At 72.3% G+C, this 22,366-nt stretch carries 17 protein-coding genes; 7 read left to right on the top strand and 10 right to left on the bottom strand.

What is annotated here, in order from left to right; all coding sequences use genetic code 11:
- Nucleotides 1–75: 75 nt before the first annotated feature.
- Entirely contained in the window at nucleotides 76–1,593 is a 1,518-nt protein-coding gene (locus SD460_RS29685) for a CehA/McbA family metallohydrolase (RefSeq protein WP_318307038.1), read from the bottom strand.
- A gap of 100 nt (nucleotides 1,594–1,693) precedes the next feature.
- Nucleotides 1,694–2,020: a hypothetical protein gene (locus tag SD460_RS29690; RefSeq protein WP_290061747.1), complete on the bottom strand. Its 327-nt coding sequence runs from the start codon at nucleotides 2,018–2,020 to the stop codon at nucleotides 1,694–1,696.
- 488 nt (nucleotides 2,021–2,508) lie between these two features.
- Here SD460_RS29690 and SD460_RS29695 point away from each other — a divergent pair, with 488 nt between their 5' ends.
- Together SD460_RS29695 and SD460_RS29700 are read left to right on the top strand one after the other, a co-directional pair.
- Entirely contained in the window at nucleotides 2,509–2,748 is a 240-nt protein-coding gene (locus SD460_RS29695) for a hypothetical protein (protein WP_290057933.1), read from the top strand.
- Nucleotides 2,749–3,023: 275 nt separating this feature from the next.
- Nucleotides 3,024–8,495, top strand: coding sequence for an ATP-binding protein (locus tag SD460_RS29700; protein ID WP_318307039.1), 5,472 nt, complete (start codon nucleotides 3,024–3,026; stop codon nucleotides 8,493–8,495).
- 74 nt (nucleotides 8,496–8,569) lie between these two features.
- Here the strand turns inward: SD460_RS29700 and SD460_RS29705 are convergent, their stop codons facing one another.
- Both SD460_RS29705 and folP read right to left on the bottom strand, forming a co-directional pair.
- Nucleotides 8,570–9,310, bottom strand: a complete 741-nt coding sequence (locus SD460_RS29705; protein ID WP_290057936.1) for a dihydrofolate reductase family protein — start codon at nucleotides 9,308–9,310, stop codon at nucleotides 8,570–8,572.
- On the bottom strand, nucleotides 9,307–10,176 hold the full coding sequence (gene folP, locus SD460_RS29710; RefSeq protein WP_290057931.1) for a dihydropteroate synthase: 870 nt from the start codon (nucleotides 10,174–10,176) through the stop codon (nucleotides 9,307–9,309). The genes SD460_RS29705 and folP overlap by 4 nt, the downstream gene beginning before the upstream one ends.
- 182 nt (nucleotides 10,177–10,358) lie before the next feature.
- Between folP and SD460_RS29715 the strand changes: the two genes are divergently transcribed.
- Nucleotides 10,359–11,678 (top strand): M14 family zinc carboxypeptidase, encoded by a 1,320-nt coding sequence (locus SD460_RS29715; protein ID WP_290057930.1) that lies wholly within the window; start codon nucleotides 10,359–10,361, stop codon nucleotides 11,676–11,678.
- A gap of 1 nt (nucleotide 11,679) precedes the next feature.
- Here the strand turns inward: SD460_RS29715 and SD460_RS29720 are convergent, their stop codons facing one another.
- Both SD460_RS29720 and SD460_RS29725 read right to left on the bottom strand, forming a co-directional pair.
- Nucleotides 11,680–12,711 (bottom strand): class I SAM-dependent methyltransferase, encoded by a 1,032-nt coding sequence (locus SD460_RS29720; protein ID WP_290057929.1) that lies wholly within the window; start codon nucleotides 12,709–12,711, stop codon nucleotides 11,680–11,682.
- A 128-nt stretch (nucleotides 12,712–12,839) separates the two neighbouring features.
- Nucleotides 12,840–13,835 (bottom strand): PadR family transcriptional regulator, encoded by a 996-nt coding sequence (locus tag SD460_RS29725; RefSeq protein WP_290057928.1) that lies wholly within the window; start codon nucleotides 13,833–13,835, stop codon nucleotides 12,840–12,842.
- A gap of 213 nt (nucleotides 13,836–14,048) precedes the next feature.
- Between SD460_RS29725 and SD460_RS29730 the strand changes: the two genes are divergently transcribed.
- Complete coding sequence (locus SD460_RS29730) at nucleotides 14,049–15,542, top strand: sialidase family protein (protein WP_290057927.1); 1,494 nt, start codon at nucleotides 14,049–14,051, stop codon at nucleotides 15,540–15,542.
- A 50-nt stretch (nucleotides 15,543–15,592) separates the two neighbouring features.
- Here SD460_RS29730 and SD460_RS29735 read toward each other — a convergent pair whose 3' ends face one another.
- Complete coding sequence (locus SD460_RS29735; RefSeq protein WP_290057926.1) at nucleotides 15,593–16,198, bottom strand: MmpS family transport accessory protein; 606 nt, start codon at nucleotides 16,196–16,198, stop codon at nucleotides 15,593–15,595.
- Between the two features lie 172 nt (nucleotides 16,199–16,370).
- Here SD460_RS29735 and SD460_RS29740 point away from each other — a divergent pair, with 172 nt between their 5' ends.
- The 3 genes from SD460_RS29740 to SD460_RS29750 are packed head-to-tail and all read left to right on the top strand — an operon-like array spanning nucleotide 16,371 to nucleotide 18,861.
- A complete protein-coding gene (locus SD460_RS29740; protein ID WP_290057925.1) occupies nucleotides 16,371–17,576 on the top strand; it encodes a sensor histidine kinase in 1,206 nt (401 codons plus the stop codon).
- A gap of 9 nt (nucleotides 17,577–17,585) precedes the next feature.
- Entirely contained in the window at nucleotides 17,586–18,245 is a 660-nt protein-coding gene (locus SD460_RS29745; protein ID WP_290057924.1) for a response regulator transcription factor, read from the top strand.
- 43 nt (nucleotides 18,246–18,288) lie between these two features.
- Nucleotides 18,289–18,861: an STAS domain-containing protein gene (locus SD460_RS29750; protein WP_318307040.1), complete on the top strand. Its 573-nt coding sequence runs from the start codon at nucleotides 18,289–18,291 to the stop codon at nucleotides 18,859–18,861.
- Here SD460_RS29750 and SD460_RS29755 read toward each other — a convergent pair.
- From SD460_RS29755 to SD460_RS29765, 3 genes are all read right to left on the bottom strand, one after another.
- A complete protein-coding gene (locus SD460_RS29755; RefSeq protein ID WP_369077414.1) occupies nucleotides 18,812–20,107 on the bottom strand; it encodes an MFS transporter in 1,296 nt (431 codons plus the stop codon). The two genes, SD460_RS29750 and SD460_RS29755, sit on opposite strands and share 50 nt — an antisense overlap.
- Before the next feature lie 77 nt (nucleotides 20,108–20,184).
- Nucleotides 20,185–20,691 (bottom strand): flavodoxin domain-containing protein, encoded by a 507-nt coding sequence (locus SD460_RS29760; RefSeq protein ID WP_318307041.1) that lies wholly within the window; start codon nucleotides 20,689–20,691, stop codon nucleotides 20,185–20,187.
- Nucleotides 20,692–20,796: 105 nt separating this feature from the next.
- A complete protein-coding gene (locus tag SD460_RS29765) occupies nucleotides 20,797–21,942 on the bottom strand; it encodes a nitric oxide synthase oxygenase (RefSeq protein WP_290057934.1) in 1,146 nt (381 codons plus the stop codon).
- Between the last annotated feature and the right edge of the window lie 424 nt (nucleotides 21,943–22,366).

Raw genomic sequence — 22,366 nt, forward strand, 5'->3', positions numbered from 1 at the left:
CCCGCGCACCCTGCCTCGCCTTCACCCGTTCGCACCAGTCTGTCAAAACCAGGACGCGGCACGCCGGGTGGAGGTTCAGTGGGCGGCGCCGAGGAAGATCGGGTTCGACAGCGCGACCATCGCGTTCGGCTGGGTCGTGTTCGGACCGCCGGACGGGCGACGGACCTCGACACGCACCCACCGCGAGTAGCGCGGGTAGGTGGTCCAGGTGACCGTGGCCGCGCCGGCGTCGCCGACGGTCTCGGTGTGCTCCGGGCCGAGCTGGTCCAGGAATGTCACCGTGGTCCCCGGCACGCCGCCGACGACCGCGCGGACCGTCACCGGCTCCCCGGTGCCGAGCGGCAGCCGCTCGCCGATCCCGGCCGTGCGGCCGCCGCCGGAGACCGTGAAGTCCAGCTGGACCGCGGCCGACTCGGCCAGCCACGAGCGCCCGGCCTTCAGCCCGGCCAGGAGTTCCTCGCGGCGCAGCCGGTCGGCGAGCACGACCGTGTGCGGCAGCGCGACCCGCTGGTCCGGGTTGTGCGCGTCGGAATCGCCGATGGCCGGGATGAACCGGCCGCCGCGCAGCAGCCCGTCCCAGTGGATGACGCTCGCCTCGTCGTCCTGGGTCCACGGGCCGTTCCAGACCTCGACCAGGTCGGCGATCTCGTACGCGAACTCGTAGGTGCAGCCGAAGCAGTTGGCGAACGGGTGCGCCGCGGTGACCAGGCCGCCCGCGCGGTGCACCTGGTCGGTGAACCGGCGGAAGTCCCGCGGGTCGGCCGCGCGGTAGCGCCAGTCAATCCAGGTGCCGGCGGGCAGCCCGATGGCGGGCCAGTGCCCGGACCGCGTCGTCACCTCTTCGCCGTTGAGGATCAGCAGGTCGTCGGTGGCGTAGTTGCCCCAGACGAGCTGGGAGCTGGACGTGTTGTGGTCGGTCGAGACGATGAAGTCGAGGCCGGCCGCCCGCGCGTCGGCGACCAGCTGCTCCGGGGTGCGACGGCCGTCGGAGTGGACGGTGTGCAGATGGCCGTCGCCGCGGTACCAGGCGCGGCCGCGCTCCCGGGCGGGCGCGGCCTCCGGCGCGGGCTTCGGGACGAACGGCTCGGCGTCGGGCCCGAAGGTGAGCGTGATGTCGACCCGGTAGTTCAGCCCCTGCGGCGCGACGGTGTACGGGCCGAGGATGACGTGCCAGCGGCCCGGCCTGATCGGGCCGGCCAGGTAGCCGGGCGTGGCCTCGGACGCGCTGATCGAGAACCGGTCGCGGAAGCCGCCGGACCAGCCGCGGAAGCCGCGGGCGTTGCCCAGCTCGTGGCCCTCGGGCCCGAACATCCCGATGTCGCAGGCGTTCCCGCGGGTGCCGGCAGGCACCTGGGGCCGGTCGTAGGAGTAGACGACGTCGATCTGCCGCACCCCGCGCGGGACGTCGACGGGCAGGTAGTACCAGTCCGGGACGTCCGGCTTCAGGGTGCCGGTGACGGTCCGGGTCTGGCTGCCGGTGCCGCCCGGCTGGCCGGCGAACGCGACGCCGGGCAGCATCCCCACCGCCGCCCCGGCCGCCGCCACCCCGCCCGCGCGCAGCAGCACCCGGCGGCTCAAGTCCCCAGAACTCATGCGTACCTCCGCATCGAAAGACGTCCCGACGCTAGGCCGCGAACGCGAACGCGGACAAGAACCGGCGGTGAACTTTCGGCGCGTCGGCCCTCGCTTCCGGTCAGGACCTGACGCGCTTGGCGAGGATCTTCGCCAGCGCGACGACAGCGACGGCGGCGGCCAGCCCCAGCCGCGTGACGTCGACCGCGGGCACCCAGGTCACGCTGCCGCCGCGGACGACGAACGCACCGGCGGGCCGGGCGAACACCCCGAACCCGGCACCGTCCCGCACCCCCGCGACGCGGGCGTCCCCGCTGCCCCCGCCCCCGCCGCCGAACACGGCCGCGGCCGGGATGACCACGGCCCCGTCCCGTTCGACCGGTTCGCCGTAGACGAGTTTCGCGGAGAACAGGTCCCGCGCCGACGCGTCCAGCTGCCCGAGTTCCATCCCGCCATCCTGGCCGCACCCACGGGGCGGGCGCACCTCCCACCGGGCTGTCCACTGTGGCCGGTTCCGGCTGACCGGGTGGTGGCAGCGGGCGGGAAAGCTCCACGGAATCGGTGCAGCGCTGAAAAAATTGCGCTGAAGGTGTGGCGGACGGACGCATCCCGCCGCTTCCGCCGGATCAGGAGGTAGCTTGGCCGGAGGTCAGCGCAGGTCACAGCCCCGCCATCCCCCGCAGGCGAGCCGTCCACTGTGGACGGCGCGACGACACTGGGGCGGCCGAGACGGCACCGCGGCGAGGGGCGCCGCCGCGGTGCCGCCGCCGGAACGGGACGGGCCGGCACCCGGTCGGGGGGTGCCGGCCCGTCCGCTCGCCCGATGGGCCGAACGGGTCCGACGCCGATCCGACGTGTGAACCGCGTGTATCCGGGGCATTAACAACGGACACCTGTACCCACGGGGAGTTGTGCGCGCACCGAGGGGAGACCGCGATGACCTTCGACTTCGTCGGCCGCTGGCTGGGCCGGCATCGCGAACAACCGGGCGTCACGGTCGACCTCGCCTGTGGCGGCCGGGTCACGCTGCGCGAGATCGACGGGAAGCCGGTACTGGCGATCACCACCGCGCCGGGGCCGGACGGGCGGTGCGAAGTCGCCGCCGTCCCGTTGTCGGAGGCCGAACGCCGCGAGCTGGGCCAGGTGCTCGATCCGGCCGTCCTGCTGGCGTCCTGACCGGGGCCCCTACTTTCGCGGATCTGGATGTTTTCCGGGTCCGGCCCGCCGTAGGCTGCGCACCGTGCTTTGTGGCAGCCCTCGCGCGAAACGCGGTCCCGGCAGTGTGGCGCGGGTCGCTTTTTGTGGGGTTCCCACAACGCAGCCGTCTCGGCATGCGCCATGGCGGACATTGGTCTACCCCGCGGTAATCCAGCAGGGTGTAGACAGGTGCAGGCGACGCTCCAGAACGGGTGCGTCGCCTTCTGTGCGTGGGTACTTGGGAGGCTCAGCCGGTGTTCAGTCGTGTCGCCATCGTCAACCGCGGAGAGGCCGCGATGCGGCTCATCCACGCCGTCCGGGATCTGTCGGCGGAAACCGGGACGCGGATCGAGACGGTCGCCCTCTACACCGACGCGGATCGCACCGCCACGTTCGTCCGTGAGGCCGATCTGGCCTACGACCTGGGCCCGGCTTCGGCCCGGCCCTACCTCGACCTCGCCAAGCTCGAGCAGGCGCTCGTCGAGACGAAGGCCGACGCCGCATGGGTCGGCTGGGGCTTCGTCGCCGAAGACCCGGCCTTCGCGGAGCTGTGCGAGAAGGTCGGCGTCACCTTCGTCGGGCCGAGCGCGGACGCGATGCGCAAGCTCGGCGACAAGATCGGCGCGAAGCTGATCGCCGAAGAGGTCGGCGTGCCGGTCGCGCCGTGGAGCCGCGGCGAGGTCGCGACCCTCGAAGACGCGCTGGCGGCCGGCGACCGGATCGGCTACCCCCTGATGCTCAAGGCGACCGCCGGCGGCGGCGGGCGCGGCATCCGCATGGTGGCCTCCGGCGAAGACCTCGCCGACGCCTACGAGCGCACCAGCCAGGAAGCCCTGCGCGCGTTCGGCTCCGGCGTCGTGTTCCTGGAGCGCCTGGTCACCGGCGCCCGGCACGTCGAGGTCCAGGTGATCTCCGACGGCACGACGGCGTGGGCGCTCGGCGTCCGGGACTGCTCGGTGCAGCGGCGCAACCAGAAGATCATCGAGGAGTCCGCCTCCCCCGTCCTCGCGCCCGCGCAGACCGCCGAGCTGAAGACGTCGGCGGAGCGGCTCGCGGTGGCGGTCGGCTACCGCGGCGCGTGCACCGTCGAGTTCCTGTACCACCCGGGCGAGAAGCTGTTCGCCTTCCTCGAGGTCAACACCCGCCTGCAGGTCGAGCACCCGATCACCGAGATCACCACCGGCACCGACCTGGTCAAGCTGCAGCTGCACGTCGCCGGCGGCGGCAAGCTCGAAGGCGAGCAGCCCGCCGAGCTCGGCCACGCGATCGAAGCCCGCCTCAACGCCGAGGACCCCGATCGCGACTTCGCGCCCTCCCCCGGCCGCATCGCGCGGCTCGCGCTGCCCGCCGGCCCCGGCATCCGCGTCGACACCGGCGTCAGCGAAGGCGACACCATCCCGGCCGACTTCGACTCGATGATCGCCAAGATCATCGCCTACGGCCGCGACCGCGACGAGGCGCTCGGCCGCCTGCGCCGCGCCATGGCCGAGACCACCGTCATCATCGAGGGCGGCGCGACCAACAAGAGCTTCGTGCTCGACCTGCTGGCCCAGCCCGAGGTGATCGACGCCAGCGCCGACACCGGCTGGATCGACCGCGTCCGCGCCGAAGGCCGCCTGGTCACCCACCGGCACTCCGCGATCGCGCTCGCCGCGGCCGCCATCGAGGCCTACCAGGACGAGGAAGAGGTCACCGTCCAGCGGCTGCTGGCCACCGCGCACGGCGGGCGCCCGCAGGTGCAGCACGAAAGCGGCCGCCCGCTCGACCTCAAGCTCCGCGGCGTCGGCTACCGCGTCAGCGTGGCCCGCGCCGGGCGGAAGCGCTTCCGCGTCGGCATCTCGGCGGGCGCGTCCGACGTGCACCACGCCGAGGTCGAGATCGACCGCTTCGACGCCCACAGCGGCCAGATTCTGGTCAACGGGCGGCGCTTCCGCCTGGTGTCGGCCACGCACGGCCCGATCCACCTGGTCGAGGTCGACGGCGTCACCCACCGCATCAGCCGCGACGAGGGCGGCGTCGTCCGCTCGCCGGCGCCCGCGCTGGTCGTCGCGACCCCCCTATCCGTCGGCGACGAGGTCGAGGCCAACGCGCCGATCCTCGTGCTGGAGAGCATGAAGATGGAGACGGTGCTGCGCGCGCCGTTCCGCGCCCGCGTCCGCGAGTGCCCGGTGTCGGTCGGCAGCCAGGTCGAAACCGGCGCCCCGCTGATGCGCCTGGAACCGCTGGCCGACGGCGCCGAGGACGAAGCGGCCGAAGAGACCGAGACCGTCGAGATCGAGCTGCCGTCCGTGCCCGACGGCGTGTCCGCGGCCGAGCGCGTCGAACGCGGCCTGCAGGACCTGCGGAGCCTGCTGCTCGGCTTCGACGTCGACCCGGCCGAGCGCAAGCGGCTCGTCGCGGCGTACCTCGAGGCACGCACCGAGCTGGGCAACCGGCCGGTCGAAGGCGAGCTCGACCTGCTCACCGTCTTCGCCGACCTGTCCGAGCTGAGCCGCAACACCCCGGGCGGCGAGCTCGACACCGAGCCCAACGGCGCCGTGCACAGCTCGCGCGAGTTCTTCCACAGCTACCTGCAGAGCCTCGACGTCGAACGCGCCGGCGTCACCGAAGGCTTCCAGGCCCGGCTCCGCCAGGTGCTCGCGCACTACGGCGTCGCGGACCTCGACCGCACGCCGGAGCTGGAGGCCGCGGTCTTCCGGATCTTCCTGGCCCAGCAGCGGATGCCGGCCGATGTCGCGATCGTTTCGGAGCTGCTGCGGCAGTGGCTGACCGGCGCGCCGCCGGTGGAGTCGCTGAGCGAACGCGCCGGGCTCACCCTGGAGCACCTCGTCGAGGCCACGCAGGTGCGCTTCCCCGCGGTGTCCGACCTCGCCCGCGGCGTCGTGTTCCGCTGGTTCGCCCAGCCGCTGCTGCGCCGCAACCGCGCCGAGGTGTACGCCGCCGTCCGCACCGAACTGCGCTACCTCGACCAGAACCCGGACGCGCCGGACCGCGCCGACCGGATCCAGGCGATGATCACCGGCTCGCAGCCCCTCGTCCGGCTGGTCGGCCAGCGGATCGGGCGCCCGGGCCGCGACCACGCGCCGCTGCTGGAAGTGCTGACCCGCCGTTACTACGGCAACCGCAAGCTGTCCGGGGTCGCCGTGCGCGACGCCGGCGGCTCCCGGTGGCTGACCGCCGGGCTGGACACCGCCGACGGCGTGCTGCCGCTGGTCACCACGGCTGTCGACATCTCGGCCCTGCCCGAGGCGCTCGACGCGCTCGGCGAGGTCGCCACCGACGGCGTGGTCGCCGACCTGTACCTGCGCTGGGAGGACCAGCCGGACGCCGACGCGACCGCCGCCCGGCTCGGCGCGCTGCTGGCCGAGCACCCGGTGCCCGCGAGCGTGCGGCGGATCGTCGTCACCGTCGCCGGCACCGGCGGCGCGGTGATGCACCACCACTTCACCTTCGAGCGCGACGGCGAAACCTTCGCCGAGGACCGGCTGATCCGCGGCCTGCACCCGCAGATCGCCCAGCGCCTGCAGCTGCAGCGCCTGCGCGAGTTCGACCTCACGCGGCTGCCGTCGGCGGACGAGGAGATCTACCTCTTCAAGGCCGTGGCGAAGACCAACCCGGCCGACGAGCGGCTGATCGCGATGGGCCAGGTCCGCGACCTGACGCCGCTGCGCGAGGCCGACGGCCGCCTGGTCGCGCTGCCCGCGCTCGAGGACGCGGTCACCGCCTGCCTCGACGCGATCCGCAACATCCAGGCGCAGCGGCCGCAGAACAAGCGGTTCGACACCAACCGGATCATGATGTACGTCTGGCCGCCGACCGACCTCACCACCGACGAGCTCAACACGCTGGTCCAGCGCATCCTGCCGACGTCGGTGGGCGCCGGGCTGGAGGAGGTCCAGTTCCTCGCGCGGCGGCGCACGGAGGCGGGCAAGCTGACCGAGCTCGCCGTCCGGATCACCTTCGACCCCGGGCAGGGCGCGCGGCTGCACGTCGACCACCCGTCGACCGAGCCGGTGAAGCCGCACGACGAATACCGCCTGAAGGTCCTGCGCGCGGCGCGGCGCGGGACGGCGTACCCGTACGAGCTGACCGACCTGCTCGCCGGCCCCGGCGGCACCTTCACCGAGCACGACCTGGACGCCTCGGGCGAGCTGGTCCCGGTGGACCGGCCGAAGGGCAAGAACACCGCCGCGCTCGTGGCGGGCGTCGTCACGACCCCGACCGAGCGGCACCCCGAAGGCGTCACGCGGGTCGTGCTCCTCGGCGACCCGACGAAGTCGCTCGGGGCGCTGTCGGAGCCGGAGTGCTCGCGCGTCATCGCGGCACTCGACCTGGCCGAGCGGATGCGCGTGCCGCTGGAGTGGCTCGCGCTGTCCTCGGGCGCGCGGATCTCGATGTCCTCGGGCACCGAGAACATGGACTGGGTGGCCGCGGCGCTCAAGCGGATCGTCACGTTCACCCAGGACGGCGGCGAGATCAACATCGTGGTCAACGGCATCAACGTCGGCGCCCAGCCGTACTGGAACGCCGAAGCGACGATGCTCATGCACACCAAGGGCATCCTGGTGATGACGCCGGACTCCGCGATGGTGCTCACCGGCAAGCAGGCGCTGGACTTCTCCGGCGGCGTGTCGGCCGAGGACAACTTCGGCATCGGCGGCTACGACCGCGTGATGGGCCCCAACGGCCAGGCGCAGTACTGGGCGCCGAACCTGCCGGCCGCGCGCGAAGTCCTGATGGCGCACTACGAGCACACCTACATCGCGCCGGGCGAGGCCGGGCCGCGGAAGGTGGCCACGAGCGACCCGGTCGGCCGCGACGTCTCGGCGTTCCCGCACGCGATCGTCGGCAGCGACTTCACGACCGTCGGCGAGATCTTCTCGGCCGAGCACAACCCGGACCGCAAGAAGCCGTTCGACATCCGCACGGTGATGCGCGCGCTGTCCGACCAGGACCACCCGGTGCTGGAGCGCTGGGCGGGCATGGCGGACGCGGAGACCTCCGCGGTGCAGGACGTGCACATCGGCGGCCGCCCGGTCTGCCTGATCGGCATCGAGTCGCGCTCGGTGCCGCGCCGCGGCTTCCCGCCCACCGACGGCCCGGACACCTACACCGCGGGCACGCTGTTCCCGCGCTCGTCGAAGAAGACGGCACGGGCGATCAACGCCGCGTCGGGCAACCGGCCGCTGGTGGTGCTGGCGAACCTGTCCGGCTTCGACGGCTCGCCGGAGTCGCTGCGCAAGCTGCAGCTGGAGTACGGCGCGGAAATCGGCCGGGCCATCGTCAACTTCGAGGGCCCGATCGTGTTCACCGTGATTTCGCGGTACCACGGCGGCGCGTTCGTGGTGTTCTCCAAGACGCTCAACCCGAACATGACGGTGCTCGCCCTCGAGGGCTCGTTCGCGTCGGTGCTGGGCGGTGCCCCGGCGGCCGCGGTGGTGTTCGCCGGCGAGGTGAACAACCGCACCGCGAACGACCCGCGGGTGACCGAGCTGCAGGCCCAGGTCGCGGCGGCGGGTGGCGCGTCCCGCGCCGCGCTCAACGCCCAGCTGGCCGAGGTCCAGTCGTCGGTCCGCGCGGAGAAGGTCAGCGAGGTGGCCGCGGAGTTCGACCGCGTGCACAGCATCCAGCGGGCGGTCGAGGTCGGCTCGGTGGACGCGATCATCAGCGCGGCCGAGCTGCGGCCGCGGATCATCGAGGCCATCGAGCACGGCCTGAAGAGGTAAGCCCCGCCCCGGTCGTGAGTGTTTAGGACGGTTAGAACCGTCCTAAACACTCACGACCAGCCGCGGCAGACCGGCTACGGGACCAGGTAGCGGGTCAGCAGGCTGGCGCCGTCGGTCAGGACACTGGCCAGCTCCAGCGCCAGTGGGTCGAACGCGCCGCCGACCGCCGCCCGGTCCGCCGTGCCCGCCACGAGGAACGGCGCGACCGTCAGCCGGAACTCGTCGACCAGACCCGCCCCGGCCAAGGACGCGAAGAGCTTCGGCCCGCCTTCGCAGTCGATCCGCTTCAGGCCGCGTTCGGTCAGGGCCGCCACGGCGACGTCGAGCGCCACCGCGTCCTCCCCCGTGACGACCACCTCGGCCCCCGCGCGCCGCCACGCGGCACGCAAGTCCTTCGGCGCCCGCTCGCTGGTCAGGACGATCGTCGGCACCGCCGCCTTCGTCAGCACCGGCGCGTCCGGCGGCAGGCTCGCACCGGTCGTCACGATCGCGATCGGCGGGATCGGCTCCAGACCGTGGCGGCGGCGCCGGTCCGCGGTCTCCGGGCCCGGGTGGACCCCTTCGAACTCCTCGATCACCGCCGTCCCCGCCCCGAGCAGGACGACGTCGGCGAGGTCGCTGCCCAGCTTGAACACGACCCGGTCGGGCTCGGTGGACAGCGGGCGCGAGCGGCCGCCGACCGCGATCGCGCCGTCCGTGCTCGACACGAAGTTGACGACCAGCCACTTCGCGGCGTCGGGGAAGCGGTAGAGGGCTTCGAGGTCGCCGGTGTCGAGCTCGCGACCGGCTTCGAGCGGCCAGATCTGCCGGATCACAGCCACCGCACCGCGTTCTTCGGCGGGCGGTCGCCGAGGATGCTGGCGATCATCTCGACCGTGTGCCGCGTCTCGCGGACCTGGTGCGCCCGGAACATCGCGGCCCCCTGCGCCGCCGCGTGCGCGGTGGCCGCCAGCGTGCCGGTGACCCGGTCGTCCATGGCGACGTCGAGCGTCTCGCCCACCACTCCCTTGTTGGACAACGCCATCAGCACCGGCCAGCCGGTGGCCACCAGCTTGTCGACGTTCCGCAGGATCGTCAGCGACTGGTAGGTGTTCTTCGAGAAGTCGATGCAGGGGTCGATCATGATCCCCTCGCGCGGGACGCCCTTCGCGATCGCCCGCTCGGCCAGCTCGGTGGTGTCCTTCACGACCGCGGCGACGACGTCGTCGTACTGCGGTTTCACCGGGTCGGTGCGCGGGTCGAGCCCGTCGACGTGGGCGCAGATGTACCCGGCGCCGTACTCGGCCGCGACGTCGAGGATCTCCGGCTCGTAGGCGGCCCAGTTGTCGTTGATCAGGTCCGCGCCGACCCGGCAGACGGCGTCGGCGACCTCGGCGCGGTAGGTGTCGACGCTGATCACGACGTCCGGGAACGCCGCGCGGATCCACTCGACGGTCGGCACGACGCGGCTGATCTCCTCCGCGACGGTCACCTCCGGGCCGGGGCTCGCGGGCACGCCGCCGATGTCGATCACCGCGGCGCCGTTCTCGATCGCCTTGCCGACGGCCGCGCGCGCCCGGTCTTCCTCGTACGTCACCCCGTTGTCGTAGAACGAGTCCGGCGTCCGGTTGACGATGGCCATCACCATTGCGTGGTCGCTGGTGAGCCGTCTCCCCCGGAAGACGAGGTCGTGGATGGGCATGCGCACTCCGTTCGGGATCAGGTCCGGCTCCTCCCGAGCATAGTGAGGGCAGCCGCCCGGGGCGGGTTTCGCGACTTTCGGGGGTGTGCCGGGTTTGCCCGTCCCGACACACTGTGCGTGCCGGTGCGGTGACCAAGGGTTCCCGCCGGACCTCCATCCGTGCGGCGTGAGGAGATCCTCCGATGGCGTCAAGGTCCTTGTCCCGGCTCGCCCTCGCGGCGACCGGGGTCCTGCTCACCACCCTGCTCGGCGGCACCGCCACCGCGCAGCCGGCGGACACGCCGGTCTTCTGGCGCGTGCCGGCCACCGCCGCCCAGGCGCAGGCGCTGACCGAAGCCGGCTTCGACGTCGAAGAAGGCGACGCGGGCGCGGTCCACGTCGTCGGCGGCCAGGGCGTCGCGAACCAGCTGCGGGCGCGCGGTTTCCGGCCGTCGTTCTTCGACACCGTCTACAAAGAACTCCCGGCGCAGGGCAACGCGCTGGCGGCCGACACCTACTACGGCGGGTACCGGACGGTCACCGCGCACGAAAACCACCTCGCGCAGGTGGCTTCCGCGCACCCCGACCTGGCCACGAAGTACACGATCGGCCAGTCGTGGAAGAAGACGAAGGGCCAGGGCGGCCACGACATCCAGGCGCTTTGCCTGACCAAGAAGCAGACCGGCGACTGCACGCTGTCGACGACGTCGGCCAAGCCGAAGTTCTTCCTGATGGCCCAGATCCACGCGCGCGAGCTGTCCACCGGCGAGCTCGCCTGGCGCTGGATCGACTACCTCGCCGACGGCTACGCGACCGACGCCACCGCGAAGTCCATTTTGGACACCACCGAGGTCTGGGTGGTGCCGATCGCCAACCCCGACGGCGTCGACATCGTCGCCTCCGGCGGGAACTCGCCCAAGCTGCAGCGCAAGAACGCCGACAACTCCCGCGGCAGCTGCACGGGCACGAACATCGGCATCGACCTCAACCGCAACTCCACGTTCAAGTGGGGCGGCGACTCCAATTCGGCGTGCTCGGAGACCTACCAGGGCGTGAGCGCGGGGTCCGAGCCGGAGACGCAGGCGCTGGAGAAGCTGGCCCGCGCGATCTTCCCGGACCAGCGCGGCACCGGGAACAACGACCCCGCGCCGGCCACCGCCAAGGGTACGATGATCACGTTGCACAGCTACGGCAACGACATCATCATCCCGTGGGGCTTCACCCAGGCCACCTCGCCGAACGACGCGCAGTACCGCAAGCTCGGCGCGAAGTACGCGGCGTCCAACGGCTACCTCGTCGGCACCAACGAGGAGACCGTCGGCTACGACACGAGCGGCACCACCGACGACTTCACCTACGGCGAACTCGGCGTCGCCAGCGTGACGTTCGAGGTCGGCGGCTCGAGCGGCACCTGCGGTGGGTTCCTGCCCCGCTACACCTGCGTCGACAGCACGTTCTGGCCGAAGAACAAGGGCGCGCTGATCGCCGCCGCGAAGGCCGCGGCGGCGCCATATCAGCAGTAGGTCAGGGCCGGCAGGCGTAGACGCAGTTCTGCGGACGCGGGGACCCGAGCACTTCGACGTGCCGGAACCCCGCGTCCGCGAGCAGTTCCCGCGCTTTTTCGGTGCCCCACATGGCACCCAGCGCGGCGCCGCCTTCGGCCAGCGACGTCGTCGTGCAGTACATCAGGCTGATCGAGTAGCACAGCGCGGCGAGCGGGTGGCCGACGTTCCGGGCGACGTCGGCGGAGAAGTTCGTGTCCACCATGAAGAACAGCCCGTCGGGCGCCAGCGCGCCGCGGATCCGCCGCAGCACGACGTCCGGCCGGTCCTGGTCGTGGACGGCGTCGAAGGCGGTGATCACGTCGAATTCGCCGGCCAGCTCGGCGGCGTCCCCGACGGCGAACTCGGCGTTCGGCAGGTGCGCGGTGTTCTCCCGGGCCTGGCCGACGACGCCGGGGTTGATGTCGACGCCGGTGAACCGCGAGGCGGGGAACGCTTCCGCGGCGACGGCGATGGCGTTCCCGGTGCCGCAGCCGAGGTCGAGCACGCGGACCCCCGCGGCGAGCCGCTCGGTCAGGCCGGGGACCGCGCCGAAGAAGCCGTCGACGAGGTGTTCGCGGTAGATGTGCTTCCAGCTGTCGCCGGTTTTCGCGCCGAGCGCCTCGAGGTGCGGCCCGTACGCCGAGCGCGGGACGCCGCCGCCTTCGGCGAACGCGCGTTCCAGTTCGGGGAGGATGCCGGTGAAGGCGCTCAGGGTGAGCAGGGACGGCATCAGGTTCGACGCCGTTTCGCCGAGCAGGAACTTCGCGTGCGACGGCGGGAAGGCGTACTCGCCGTCGTCGTAGGTGAAGATGCCGCCGGTGACCATGGCACCGAGCCACTCGCGGACGTAACGCTCTTCGAGCCCGGCGCGAGCGGCCAGCCCGGCACTGGTGGCGGGCCCTCCGGCCGCGGCGGCGAAGAGGCCGGTGCGGTGGCCGACGCCGATCAGCATGGTGAGCGCGCTGCCGGTCATGACCGCCGTCAGGTGCGCGGCGAAGTCCGTTTCCTCCATGGGAGAGGAGCGTACCGGGCCAGGCCGAGCGTCCGGTGTGGACAGTCGGCTCCAGCGGGTGGCGGCGCGGGTGGTCGTGAGTGTTTAGTCGGGTTAGAACCCGACTAAACACTCACGACCCCCGGGCGTCAGGCTTCCTCGTCCTCCAGGCCCGCGTCGGCCAGCACCGCGTAGACCCGCCGGCGGGCGTCGGCGAGGATCTTCTTCACCTCGGCCACCTGGGCTTCGGTGCCGCTGTGTCCCACCTGGGCGGCCGCACCGGACAGCTCGCCCAGCGCATGCCACAGCGTGGCGAACCGGTCGGCGTTGGGCTCCTCCTCGGGCTCCCCCCACAGCGCGGCGAACTCCGCCTCCCGGCCGGCGACGTGCTCGCGCCCCTCATCGGTCAGCTCGGCGACCCGGCGGCCGGCCGTTTCGACGGTGTGGACCAGGCCTTCGTCCTCCAGCTGCTGCAGGATCGGGTAGACCGAGCCGGGACTGGGCCGCCACCGGTCGTGCGTGCGGCGGCGGATCTCCTGCATCAGCTGGTAGCCGTGCATCGGCTCCTCGGCCAGCAACGCCAGCACGGCCGGGCGCACCGGCCGGGGCGCGGGCCGCCCGCCGCGGAACTCGCGGACACGCTGCCACGCACCCCCACCGCCGCCCCAGCCACCCGGGCCGCCGAACGAGCCGGGGCCGCCGGGGAACCCGGGAAAGCCCGGCGGCTGCGGCGGCTGGGGCGGGTGCGGCGGGAACCCGCCTGGAGGGCCCCCGCGCGCCAGCTCCGGACCCCCGTCCCAGTCCTCGTGCTCCGGCACCCCGCGCAGGTCCGGGTGTTCGTACCCCGGCACACCGCGCCCGAAGTGCCCGCCGTGCGCCTCGGGTCCGTGGCCGGACGCGCCGCCCAGGTCCGGCTCGTGGCCCGGCACGCCGTGCGCGAAGTGCCCGCCGGGTCCGTGGCCGGGCCTGCCGTGCAGGTCGGACCCGTGCCCGAAGTGCCCGCCGTGCGCCCCGGTTCCGTGGCCACGCATCCCCGGCAGGCCCGGCTCGTGGCCGAAGCGCCCGCCGTGCAGGTCCGGCCCGTGCCCGAAGTGGCCGCCGCCGAATCCGGCGAAGATTCGGCCCGCTCCCGCTGTCCTGTCCATGCGCTCTCCTCGTGTAGTCGTATCGCCGACATTCACACGATATATCGCCGTTGGATCGGCGGCAACCCACCACGGCACCGCGACCGCGTTCACCAGGAATTTCCCTCCCGGCCATGAATAGTTCGTTATACGCCGGGATGTACGGGTCTTGTACGAACCGGGTCGACGCTGCCGCCGAGACGTACGACGCAAAACGAACCCGTAGGGAGAACCGTGAACCTCACCCGGATCGCCAGAGGCCTGCTGGCCGGGCTGCTGGGGTGCGCCGCCGTGGCCGTGCCGGCGGCCGTCGGCACGGCCACCGCGCAAGCCGATGTCAGCAGCACCCTGGTGTTCACCAAGAACACCGAAGGCCACGACTGCTACCGCATCCCCACCGTCGTCAAGGCGAACAACGGCGACCTGCTCGCCTTCGCCGAAGGCCGCAACGGCGGCGCGAGCGTCTGCAACGACCTCGGCGAAATCGACCTCGTCATGAAGCGCTCCAGCGACGGCGGCAAGACGTGGAGCGCGCTGCAGACGGTCATCAAGGCCAACGGCGACACCAAGGGCAACCCGGCGCCGATCGTCATCCCGGGCAGCAACCGGATCGTGCTGTTGTCCACCATGCAGTGCTACACCAACCCGGCTTGCGGCCGCGTCCCGCGCGTGTCGATCAGCGAGGACAACGGCAAGACGTGGGGCGCCCCGCGCGTGCTGACCACGGAACTCGGGTTCACGAGCGCGCCGGGCTGGCTCGCCACCGGGCCGTCGCACGGGATCGTGCTCACGCGCGGTGCGCACGCCGGGCGGCTCGTCGCCGGGGTCAGCTGGACCACCGGCGGCAAGGACACCGGCGCGCTGGTCTACAGCGACGACCAGGGCACCACGTGGCACCGCGGTGCGACCGACTCGCCCACCACGGCGATCAACCCGCAGGAGATCAGCGTCACCGAGCTGCTCGACGGCCGGGTCTACGCCGCCGCGCGCAACCAGGCCAACGACGGTGACAAGTGCCTGGCGAGCGGGACGCGCAACCGCGCCTTCGCGATCAGCTCGGACGGCGGCGCGAGCTTCAGCTCCAAGTTCGCCTTCGCCACCGACCTCGTCGCGCCGACCGTGCAGGGGTCGACGGCCCGGATGAGCGACACCGACGCCGGCGGCAAGTACAACCGGGTCGTGTTCGCCGCACCGTCCACTTGCGACCGTCGCAAGGAGCTGCGGGTGCACTCGTCCTTCGACGAGGGCGCGAACTGGACCGGCACCGCGGGCAGCCTGCTCGTGTGGGGCCAGGACGCGGCGTACTCCGACATGGTGCAGCTGTCCCAGACCTCGGTCGGCGTGCTGTTCGAGGCCGGGCCCGAGTTCCACGCGAACGACACGATCCGCTACGCCACGGTCACCGACACCGCGCTGGGCGCTCCGGCGTGCGGACTCGGTTACGGCGTCATCGATTCGGCGCCGCTCGCCACCGCCGGCACGGCGTTCCTGTCCTACAACGCCGCCACCGGCAAGAACTGCGTCAGCGCCATGAAGAGCGCCAACGCCGGGAAGGCCACCCAGACCTCGGCTTACCTGGAGGTCCAGGGCTCGGCACCGGCGACCGACTCGGGTGCGTTCTCCTACTTCGCCGGCCCGGTCACCGCGGCCGCGGCGGACAAGTGCGTGAAGTGGGGCGGCGCGGCCGACGGCCAGTCCTACACCAGCGGGTTCGAACACTGCGGCTGACGCGGCGGGAGGGGACCCGCACCCTGGCCGGGTCCCCTCCCCCGTGGCCGTCAGAAGCCCGAGCAGCTGGCGAGCGCGAACTCACCCGACGCGGTCGCCGTCTTGGCTTCCCGGCCGTCCACGACGACCTTGCAGGTCACCGTGCCGCCCGCTTCCCCGGTGCTGACGGTGAACGCGCCGATGACGATCCCGGTGGCCTCGACCGTTTTCGTCCACGGCACGGCCGCGCCGGTTTCGGTCTTGACCGAGCCCGCCTGGTCGAAGGTGCTGTAGTCGACGTCGGCGGTCTTCGCGTCCCCGGTCACCGAATAGACGATGGTGTGGTGCTGGGTCGCCTGCTCGTTCACGTCGCCGATCGCCTTGCCGAGCACGACCACCCACAGGATGCTCACGACGAGGCCGAGCACCGACACGACGATGCCGGCGATCGCGAGTCCCTTGTTGGTCGCTTTGCCCGCCCGCACCCTGGCGAGACCGACCGCGGACAGGACGAGGCCGAGCACCACCAGCGGCCAGGCGAGCACGCCGACGAACGGGATCGGCGAGAAGACCAGTCCGACCAGGCCGAGGACGAAGCCCGCCGTGCCGAGCCCGTTGCGGGGCGGAGCGGCCTGGGGAGCCGGGTACTGCTGCTGGATCGGGGTGTAGTCGCTCATCGGGGTCGTGTCCTTTCGCCTTCGCTTGACGGCGAGCAGGAAACCAGCGCCCCGGCCCGTGCCGCGTCGTCCGCGAGCCTCGACCCGGTACGACGAAAGTCGTCAACGCCCGCGCCCCCGAGGAGCCGAACAGCTGATGGACGCCTCCTTGCCACCTCGTAGGCTCACCGCCATGGGGTCCGTGCTTCGGGTGGTGTGCACCGTGCTCGCGGTCGCGGCGGGCGTGCTGAGCAGCACGATCTACGTCTCGCTGGCCAGCGCCCTGCCCGGTACGTCGGCCACTTCGACCACCGTGTTCGGCATGCTCGCCTGGTTGGCCGGGATCGGCGCGTCCGTGCTGCTGGTCTGGCGGCACCGGTGGCCGGTGCTCGTCACCGGGATCGCGCTCGTGCCACCGCTGCTGCTGCCCGGCGACTCGCTGGCCGCGCTGATCGCCCTCGCCGCGTTCACCGCCCACCACGTCGGGTGGCGGCGGTGGGGCGTGTCGGCGCTCGTGGTGGCGGCGACCGCGCTCGCGGTGTGGCGGGACGCGAGCCGCTTCACCGAGGTCACCATCGCCGGCGCCTGGATGTCGACGGAAACGACCGCGGCCAAGCTCGTCGGCGTGGTCCTGACCGCGGTCGTGTACACCGCGGTCCCGGTCACCGTCGGGGTGGTGCGGCACAGCCTGGCCGAGACCCGCCGCCGGATCGCCGAACAGGAAGCGCTGCGCGAGCAGATGGCGCGCCGCGAGGAACAGGCCCGCATCGCCCGCGAGATGCACGACGTCCTCGGGCACCGGCTGTCGCTGCTTTCGCTGCAGGCGGGCGCGCTCGAGGTCACCGCCACCACCGAACCGGACACCGCGGCGGCGGCGAAGACCGTGCGGACCACCGCCCGGCAGTCGCTCGACGACCTGCGCCAGGTGATCGGCGTGCTGCGCGGGCCCGGCTTCTCCGCACGGGCGGCCGGCGGTCCCGCCGAACCGCCGCAGCCGACGCTGGCCGACCTCCCCGGCCTGATCGCCGGCGCCCGGCAGGCCGGGCTCACCGCCACCGTGACCGTCCTGCTCGACCAGGCGGCCACCGCACCGGCCCCGCTCGGCACGGCCGCCTACCGGATCCTCCAGGAAGCGCTCACCAACGTGCTCCGGCACGCGCCGGGCGCGCCGGCGGAGGTGACCGTGCACGGCGGCCCCGGCCCCGGCCTGGTGCTCGAGGTCGTCAACGCGCTGCCACCGCACCCGGTGCCCTCGCCCGGTTCGGGCACCGGGCTCACCGGTGTCGGCGAGCGGATCGCCCTGCTGGGCGGCTCGTTCACCGCGGGCCCGGCCGGCGCGCGGATGTTCGCGCTGCGCGCGTGGCTGCCCTGGGCACCGGCCGCCGGCCCGGCGCCCTAGCATGGGCGGGTGAGCGTCCGCGTCCTGCTCGTCGACGACGACCCGCTGGTCCGCACCGGCCTGACCATGATCCTCGGCAGCGCGCCCGACATCACCGTCGTCGCGGAAGCGGGCGACGGCGACGAAGCGGTGCAGCAGGTCGCGCGGCACGCGCCGGACGTCGTCCTGATGGACATCCGGATGCGCCGCATGGACGGCCTCACGGCGACCGCGGCGGTGCTCGCCCAGCCGCGCCCGCCGCGGGTGCTGATCCTGACGACGTTCGACCTCGACGAGTACGTGTTCGAAGCGCTGGCGGCCGGCGCGAGCGGGTTCCTGCTCAAGGAAGGCTCGCCGCAGGAGATCATCGAGGGCGTCCGGGTGGTCGCGAACGGCGACGCGATGCTCTCGCCCCGCACGACGAAACAGCTGATCGGCCAGTTCGTCGCGACGCGCGTGAGCCCGCGCCGGGCGCTCGCCCAGGCGAAGCTCGGACTGCTCAGCGACCGCGAACGCCAGGTCGTCACGGCGGTCGCGCGGGGCAAGCCGAACGCGGAGATCGGGGCGGAGCTGTTCGTCAGCGAAGCCACCGTGAAAACGCACATCACGCGCACGTTCGCGAAGCTCGACGTCAGCAACCGGGTCCAGCTCACGATCTTCGCCTACGAGGCCGGACTGGTCACCCCGTGAACCCGGGTGTTGCACCGGAGCCCCGCGAAGCGATGTAACGAATATGGTCCGCCCCGATGACGAACAGCACCGCGCACTGGTCGCGGCGCTGCGGGAATGGGCCGACCGGGTCGACTCGGTGCCCTACCCCGCCAAGCTCGACATCGACGCGCTGCTGGACCGCTACTACGAAACCCGGCACGAACCACCGGAAGCCCCGGCCGCGGCGTCGCTGGTGCTCACCGCGACCGCCGACGCCACCGTCGTCGCCGTCACCGGGGAGGTCGACCTGGCCTGCGGGGACCGGTTGCACGGCCTGCTCGCCGAGGAGATCGCGCTGGGCCCCCGCGGTCTCGTCGTGGACCTGACCGGGGTGCGCCACTGCTCCGCCCGCGGCGTGGTGTTCCTGCACGAGGCGGCCGACCGCGCCGTGCGCGCCGGCGTCCCGTTCGCCCTCACCGGCTGTCCCCCGGTGGTGCTGCGGGCGATCGAGGCCCTGCGGCTGAGCCCGCCGCTGCCGCTGCACCGCACCGCGGCCGACGCGATCGAGTGGCTCGGGATCCTGGCCCGGCTGAGGGCGGACGGCGCTACTTCGCCCCCGCCGGGGCCGTGGCCACCGCCGCCTCGCCGAACCTGATCCCCTTGGCCTCCTTGCCGATCGCCGTCAGCACCGCCACCGCGATCAGGCCGGGCACCACCGTCCACACCAGGGCCGAGGAGTACCCGTGCGCCTCCGCGATGGCCTGCTGGATCGGCAGGTTCAGCGCGGCCAGCAGGTTGCCCAGCTGGTAGGTCACGCCCGGGTAGAACCCGCGGATGGCGTCCGGGGACATCTCGGTCAGGTGCGCGGGGATCACGCCCCACGCGCCCTGAACCATGATCTGCATCAGGAACGAGCCGAGCGCGAGCATCCCCGCGCCGTGGTCGAACGCGAAGATCGGGATCACCGGCAGGCCGAGCACCGCCGCCGTCACGATGGTGCGGCGGCGGCCCAGCCGTTCGGACAGCGTGCCGAACGTCAGGCCGCCGATGATGGCGCCGACGTTGTACAGCACGGCGATCCAGGTGCTCGTCGCCGCGCTGAGACCGGCGCCCCCGTTTTCGTGGGCCTTCAGGAAGCTCGGGTACACGTCCTGGGTGCCGTGGCTCATCCAGTTGAACGCCGTCATCAGCAGGATCAGGTAGCCGAAGCGGCGGATGACCTTCGGGTTCAGCAGGATGTCCTTGACCGACGTCCGCGTCACCCGCATCTTCTCCCGCGCGGTCTCCCAGACCTCGGATTCGCGCACGCGCGCCCGGATCAGCAGGCTGATCAGCGCCGGGAAGATGCTCAGCACGAAGATCCAGCGCCATTCGAGGTCGAGCAGCGAGTGGAACAGCAGGTACGCGAGCGCGGCGAGCAGGTAGCCGATCGAATAGCCGACCTGCAGCAGGCCCGAGAAGAACCCGCGGCGCGCCACCGGGATCTTCTCCATCGCCAGTGCCGCGCCGAGGCCCCACTCGCCGCCCATGCCGATGCCGTAGACGAAGCGCAGGACGAGCAGCACGGTGTAGTTCGGGGCGAACGCGCAGAGCAGGCCGGCCACCGAGTACAGCAGGACGTCGGCCATCAGCGGGATCCGCCGTCCGACGCGGTCGGCCCACAGGCCGAACAGCAGCGCGCCGACCGGGCGCATCACCAGCGTGGCCGTGGTGATGAACGCCAGCTGGGTCGCCGTCGCGCCGAACGACTTGTCCTTCGCGATGTCCGCGAGGACGAAGACGACGAGGAAGTAGTCGAAGGAGTCCATGCTCCAGCCGAGCAGCGCCGCGAGGAAGGCGTTGCGCTGATCGGATGTAAGCGCTTTCTTGGCCGGAGCCGGTTCCGCCTGGCGTTCCGTCACGTTTGCCCCGTCCCGTCGGTTTTTCACCGGTAGACCGCAGGCACGGTTTAGCATTGCCCGCGGTGCGCGGGCAAGGGTCAGAGCGCGACGCGGGTGCGGACCCGGCGGCCGACGTCCCGGGCCCAGGCCTTGATCCGGTCCCAGTCGCGGAAGTCGCCGGCGCGGGACCCGGACGCCAGCAGGCGCGGGATCAGGCCGTGCACGGTCGCCGGGTCGAGGCGCCCGCCGAAGGTCGCGGTGCGCTCCGCGTCGATGCGCGCGGCCAGCAGCGCCACGTTCGCCGGCAGGCTGACCTGCTGCCCGGCCGCGTTCGGGCCGCACGGCCCGCTGTGGAACAGCCAGACCGGGCGCTCCGCCAGCGCCCGGGCGTTGCGTTCCAGCAACCGGACCGCCTCCGGCCGCCACCGGTGGTAGTACAGCGCGCTGCCGATGACGACGGCGGCGTAGTCCTCGACCCCGGCGACGTCGGCGGCGTCGCGCACGTCCACGGTCAGGCCGCTCCCGCCGAGCTCCGCGGCGATCACCTCGGCGATCTGCCGGGTTCCGCCGTGGCGCCCGGCGTAGGCGACGAGGACTACGGACATGCCCCCATTGTCGGCCCTGGCGGACCGGCCCGCGCCGCAGGCCGGGCACGATCCGCCATACGGGCGCACTCACGTTGCTCTTCGTGGGCTCCCGGGCCCACTCGTTCACCCGCCGGTGCTCCCGGGCGGCAAGAACGCCGGGCGCTGCGCGGGGTCGGGCTCGTCGTAGTAGCGGTGGAACACCGCGGTCTGACCACCGGACACCGGCGGCACGATCCAGCTCCACTCGGCCGGGCACCGGCGCCCGGCCTGCTCTTCGCGTTCGAGGTGGGCCAGGAACCGCTGCGATTCGGTGTGGTGGTCGGCCATCGTCACGCCGGCGGTGTCGAACGAGTGCTGCACGGCCAGCGTCAGCTCGACCAGCGCCCGGTCGCGCCACAGCGTGCGCTCCGACGCCGTCGGCAGGCCCATCAGCTCGGCGACGACCGGCAGCAGGTCGTAGCGCTGTTCGTCGGCCAGGTTCCGGGCGCCGATTTCGGTGCCGAGGTACCAGCCGTTGAACGGCGCCGCGGGGTAGGTGACCCCGCCGATCTCCAGCGGCATGTCGCTGATCGCCGGGACGGCGTGCCAGCGGAGGCCGAGGCCGGCGAACCAGCGGTGGTCGGGGTGGGTGAGCGGGACCTCCAGCACGGCGTCCGGGGGCAGCGTGAACAGCCGCGGCTCGCCGGGGATCGCCTCGACCAGCAACGGGAGGACGTCGAAGGACCCCCGCCGTTCCGGCGGGCGCCAGCCGAGTCTTCGCACCCGTTCGGTGAACTCGGTGTACCGGGGGTCGCCGAGGACCGAGCCGTCGTCGAAGCGGTACCCGGCGTAGCGGATCAGCTGTTCGTTGTGGATGCGCGGCCCCGGCGCGTCCGGGGTGTCCGGCGCGAAGACGGTGATCGTCGGGCGGATCCGCCCGCCGCGAGTGGCTTGGCGCAGGTGGGCGACGCATTCGCCGGCGATCGCCGCGGGGTCGGTGACCCGCCGCCGGTCGCGAATGCGGAGGCTGCGCCAGTACAGCCTGCCGATGCAGCGGGCCGAGTTGCGCCAGGCGATGCGGGCGCCGAACGCCAGTTCGGCCGCGGTGTGGCGGTAGGTCCCCGTTTCGGCGATTTCCGCGCGGACCGCGGCGAGCCGCGTCTCGAACCGGTCACCCGCTTCGGCGGCGCCTTCGGCGAACATCCGGTCCAGGAATTCTTCCGCTTCGGCGGAATTGACGCTCTGTTCCTCCGAGACGCGCTGAGGGTAAAGCGGCAGCGGCGCCGTCACCCGCTCAGGTGTAACGGTCACCGCGTCTCCCCACTCTCCGGAATCGTGATCTGCATCCCGACGAAAAGGTTCACCGTTCCTCCGATGGTCGCCGACGACGAACCCGGCCTGGAGGTCCTGCCGCCCCCGGCACTCCGGCCAGGCGGGGGAGAGTACTCCACGATTCGCGTGGTGCACTCCCCCGATCGTGAATTCCACACCGGCCACCCCGGAATGCGACCCCGGCCAGGGGAAAGCCCGGGAAAATAACTGCTACCAAGGGTCATCCGGACATGGCACAGCGCATTCCCGTCATGAGATCACGGTGTCCGGCCCGGCTCTCGTGATCCTTTCCCGGAATGGGCCGTTCGGCTGTTCGAGGGCTTTCGCCGAACGGCCTTTCCGGGCCGCGCTCACCCGTGTATCAGCGCGCCCGCGCGCGACG

It is taken from the genome of Amycolatopsis solani (assembly GCF_033441515.1).
GTDB classification, from domain to species: domain Bacteria; phylum Actinomycetota; class Actinomycetes; order Mycobacteriales; family Pseudonocardiaceae; genus Amycolatopsis; species Amycolatopsis solani.

Excerpts from the sequence above, each read along its gene's own strand:
- SD460_RS29685 (WP_318307038.1), bottom strand. The coding sequence starts at position 1,593 with ATGAGTTCTGGGGACTTGAGCCGCCGGGTGCTGCTGCGCGCGGGCGGG.
- SD460_RS29690 (WP_290061747.1), bottom strand. The coding sequence starts at position 2,020 with ATGGAACTCGGGCAGCTGGACGCGTCGGCGCGGGACCTGTTCTCCGCG.
- SD460_RS29695 (WP_290057933.1), top strand. The coding sequence starts at position 2,509 with ATGACCTTCGACTTCGTCGGCCGCTGGCTGGGCCGGCATCGCGAACAA.
- folP (WP_290057931.1), bottom strand. The coding sequence starts at position 10,176 with ATGCCCATCCACGACCTCGTCTTCCGGGGGAGACGGCTCACCAGCGAC.
- SD460_RS29715 (WP_290057930.1), top strand. The coding sequence starts at position 10,359 with ATGGCGTCAAGGTCCTTGTCCCGGCTCGCCCTCGCGGCGACCGGGGTC.
- SD460_RS29720 (WP_290057929.1), bottom strand. The coding sequence starts at position 12,711 with ATGGAGGAAACGGACTTCGCCGCGCACCTGACGGCGGTCATGACCGGC.
- SD460_RS29725 (WP_290057928.1), bottom strand. The coding sequence starts at position 13,835 with ATGGACAGGACAGCGGGAGCGGGCCGAATCTTCGCCGGATTCGGCGGC.
- SD460_RS29735 (WP_290057926.1), bottom strand. The coding sequence starts at position 16,198 with ATGAGCGACTACACCCCGATCCAGCAGCAGTACCCGGCTCCCCAGGCC.
- SD460_RS29740 (WP_290057925.1), top strand. The coding sequence starts at position 16,371 with ATGGGGTCCGTGCTTCGGGTGGTGTGCACCGTGCTCGCGGTCGCGGCG.
- SD460_RS29750 (WP_318307040.1), top strand. The coding sequence starts at position 18,289 with ATGGTCCGCCCCGATGACGAACAGCACCGCGCACTGGTCGCGGCGCTG.
- SD460_RS29760 (WP_318307041.1), bottom strand. The coding sequence starts at position 20,691 with ATGTCCGTAGTCCTCGTCGCCTACGCCGGGCGCCACGGCGGAACCCGG.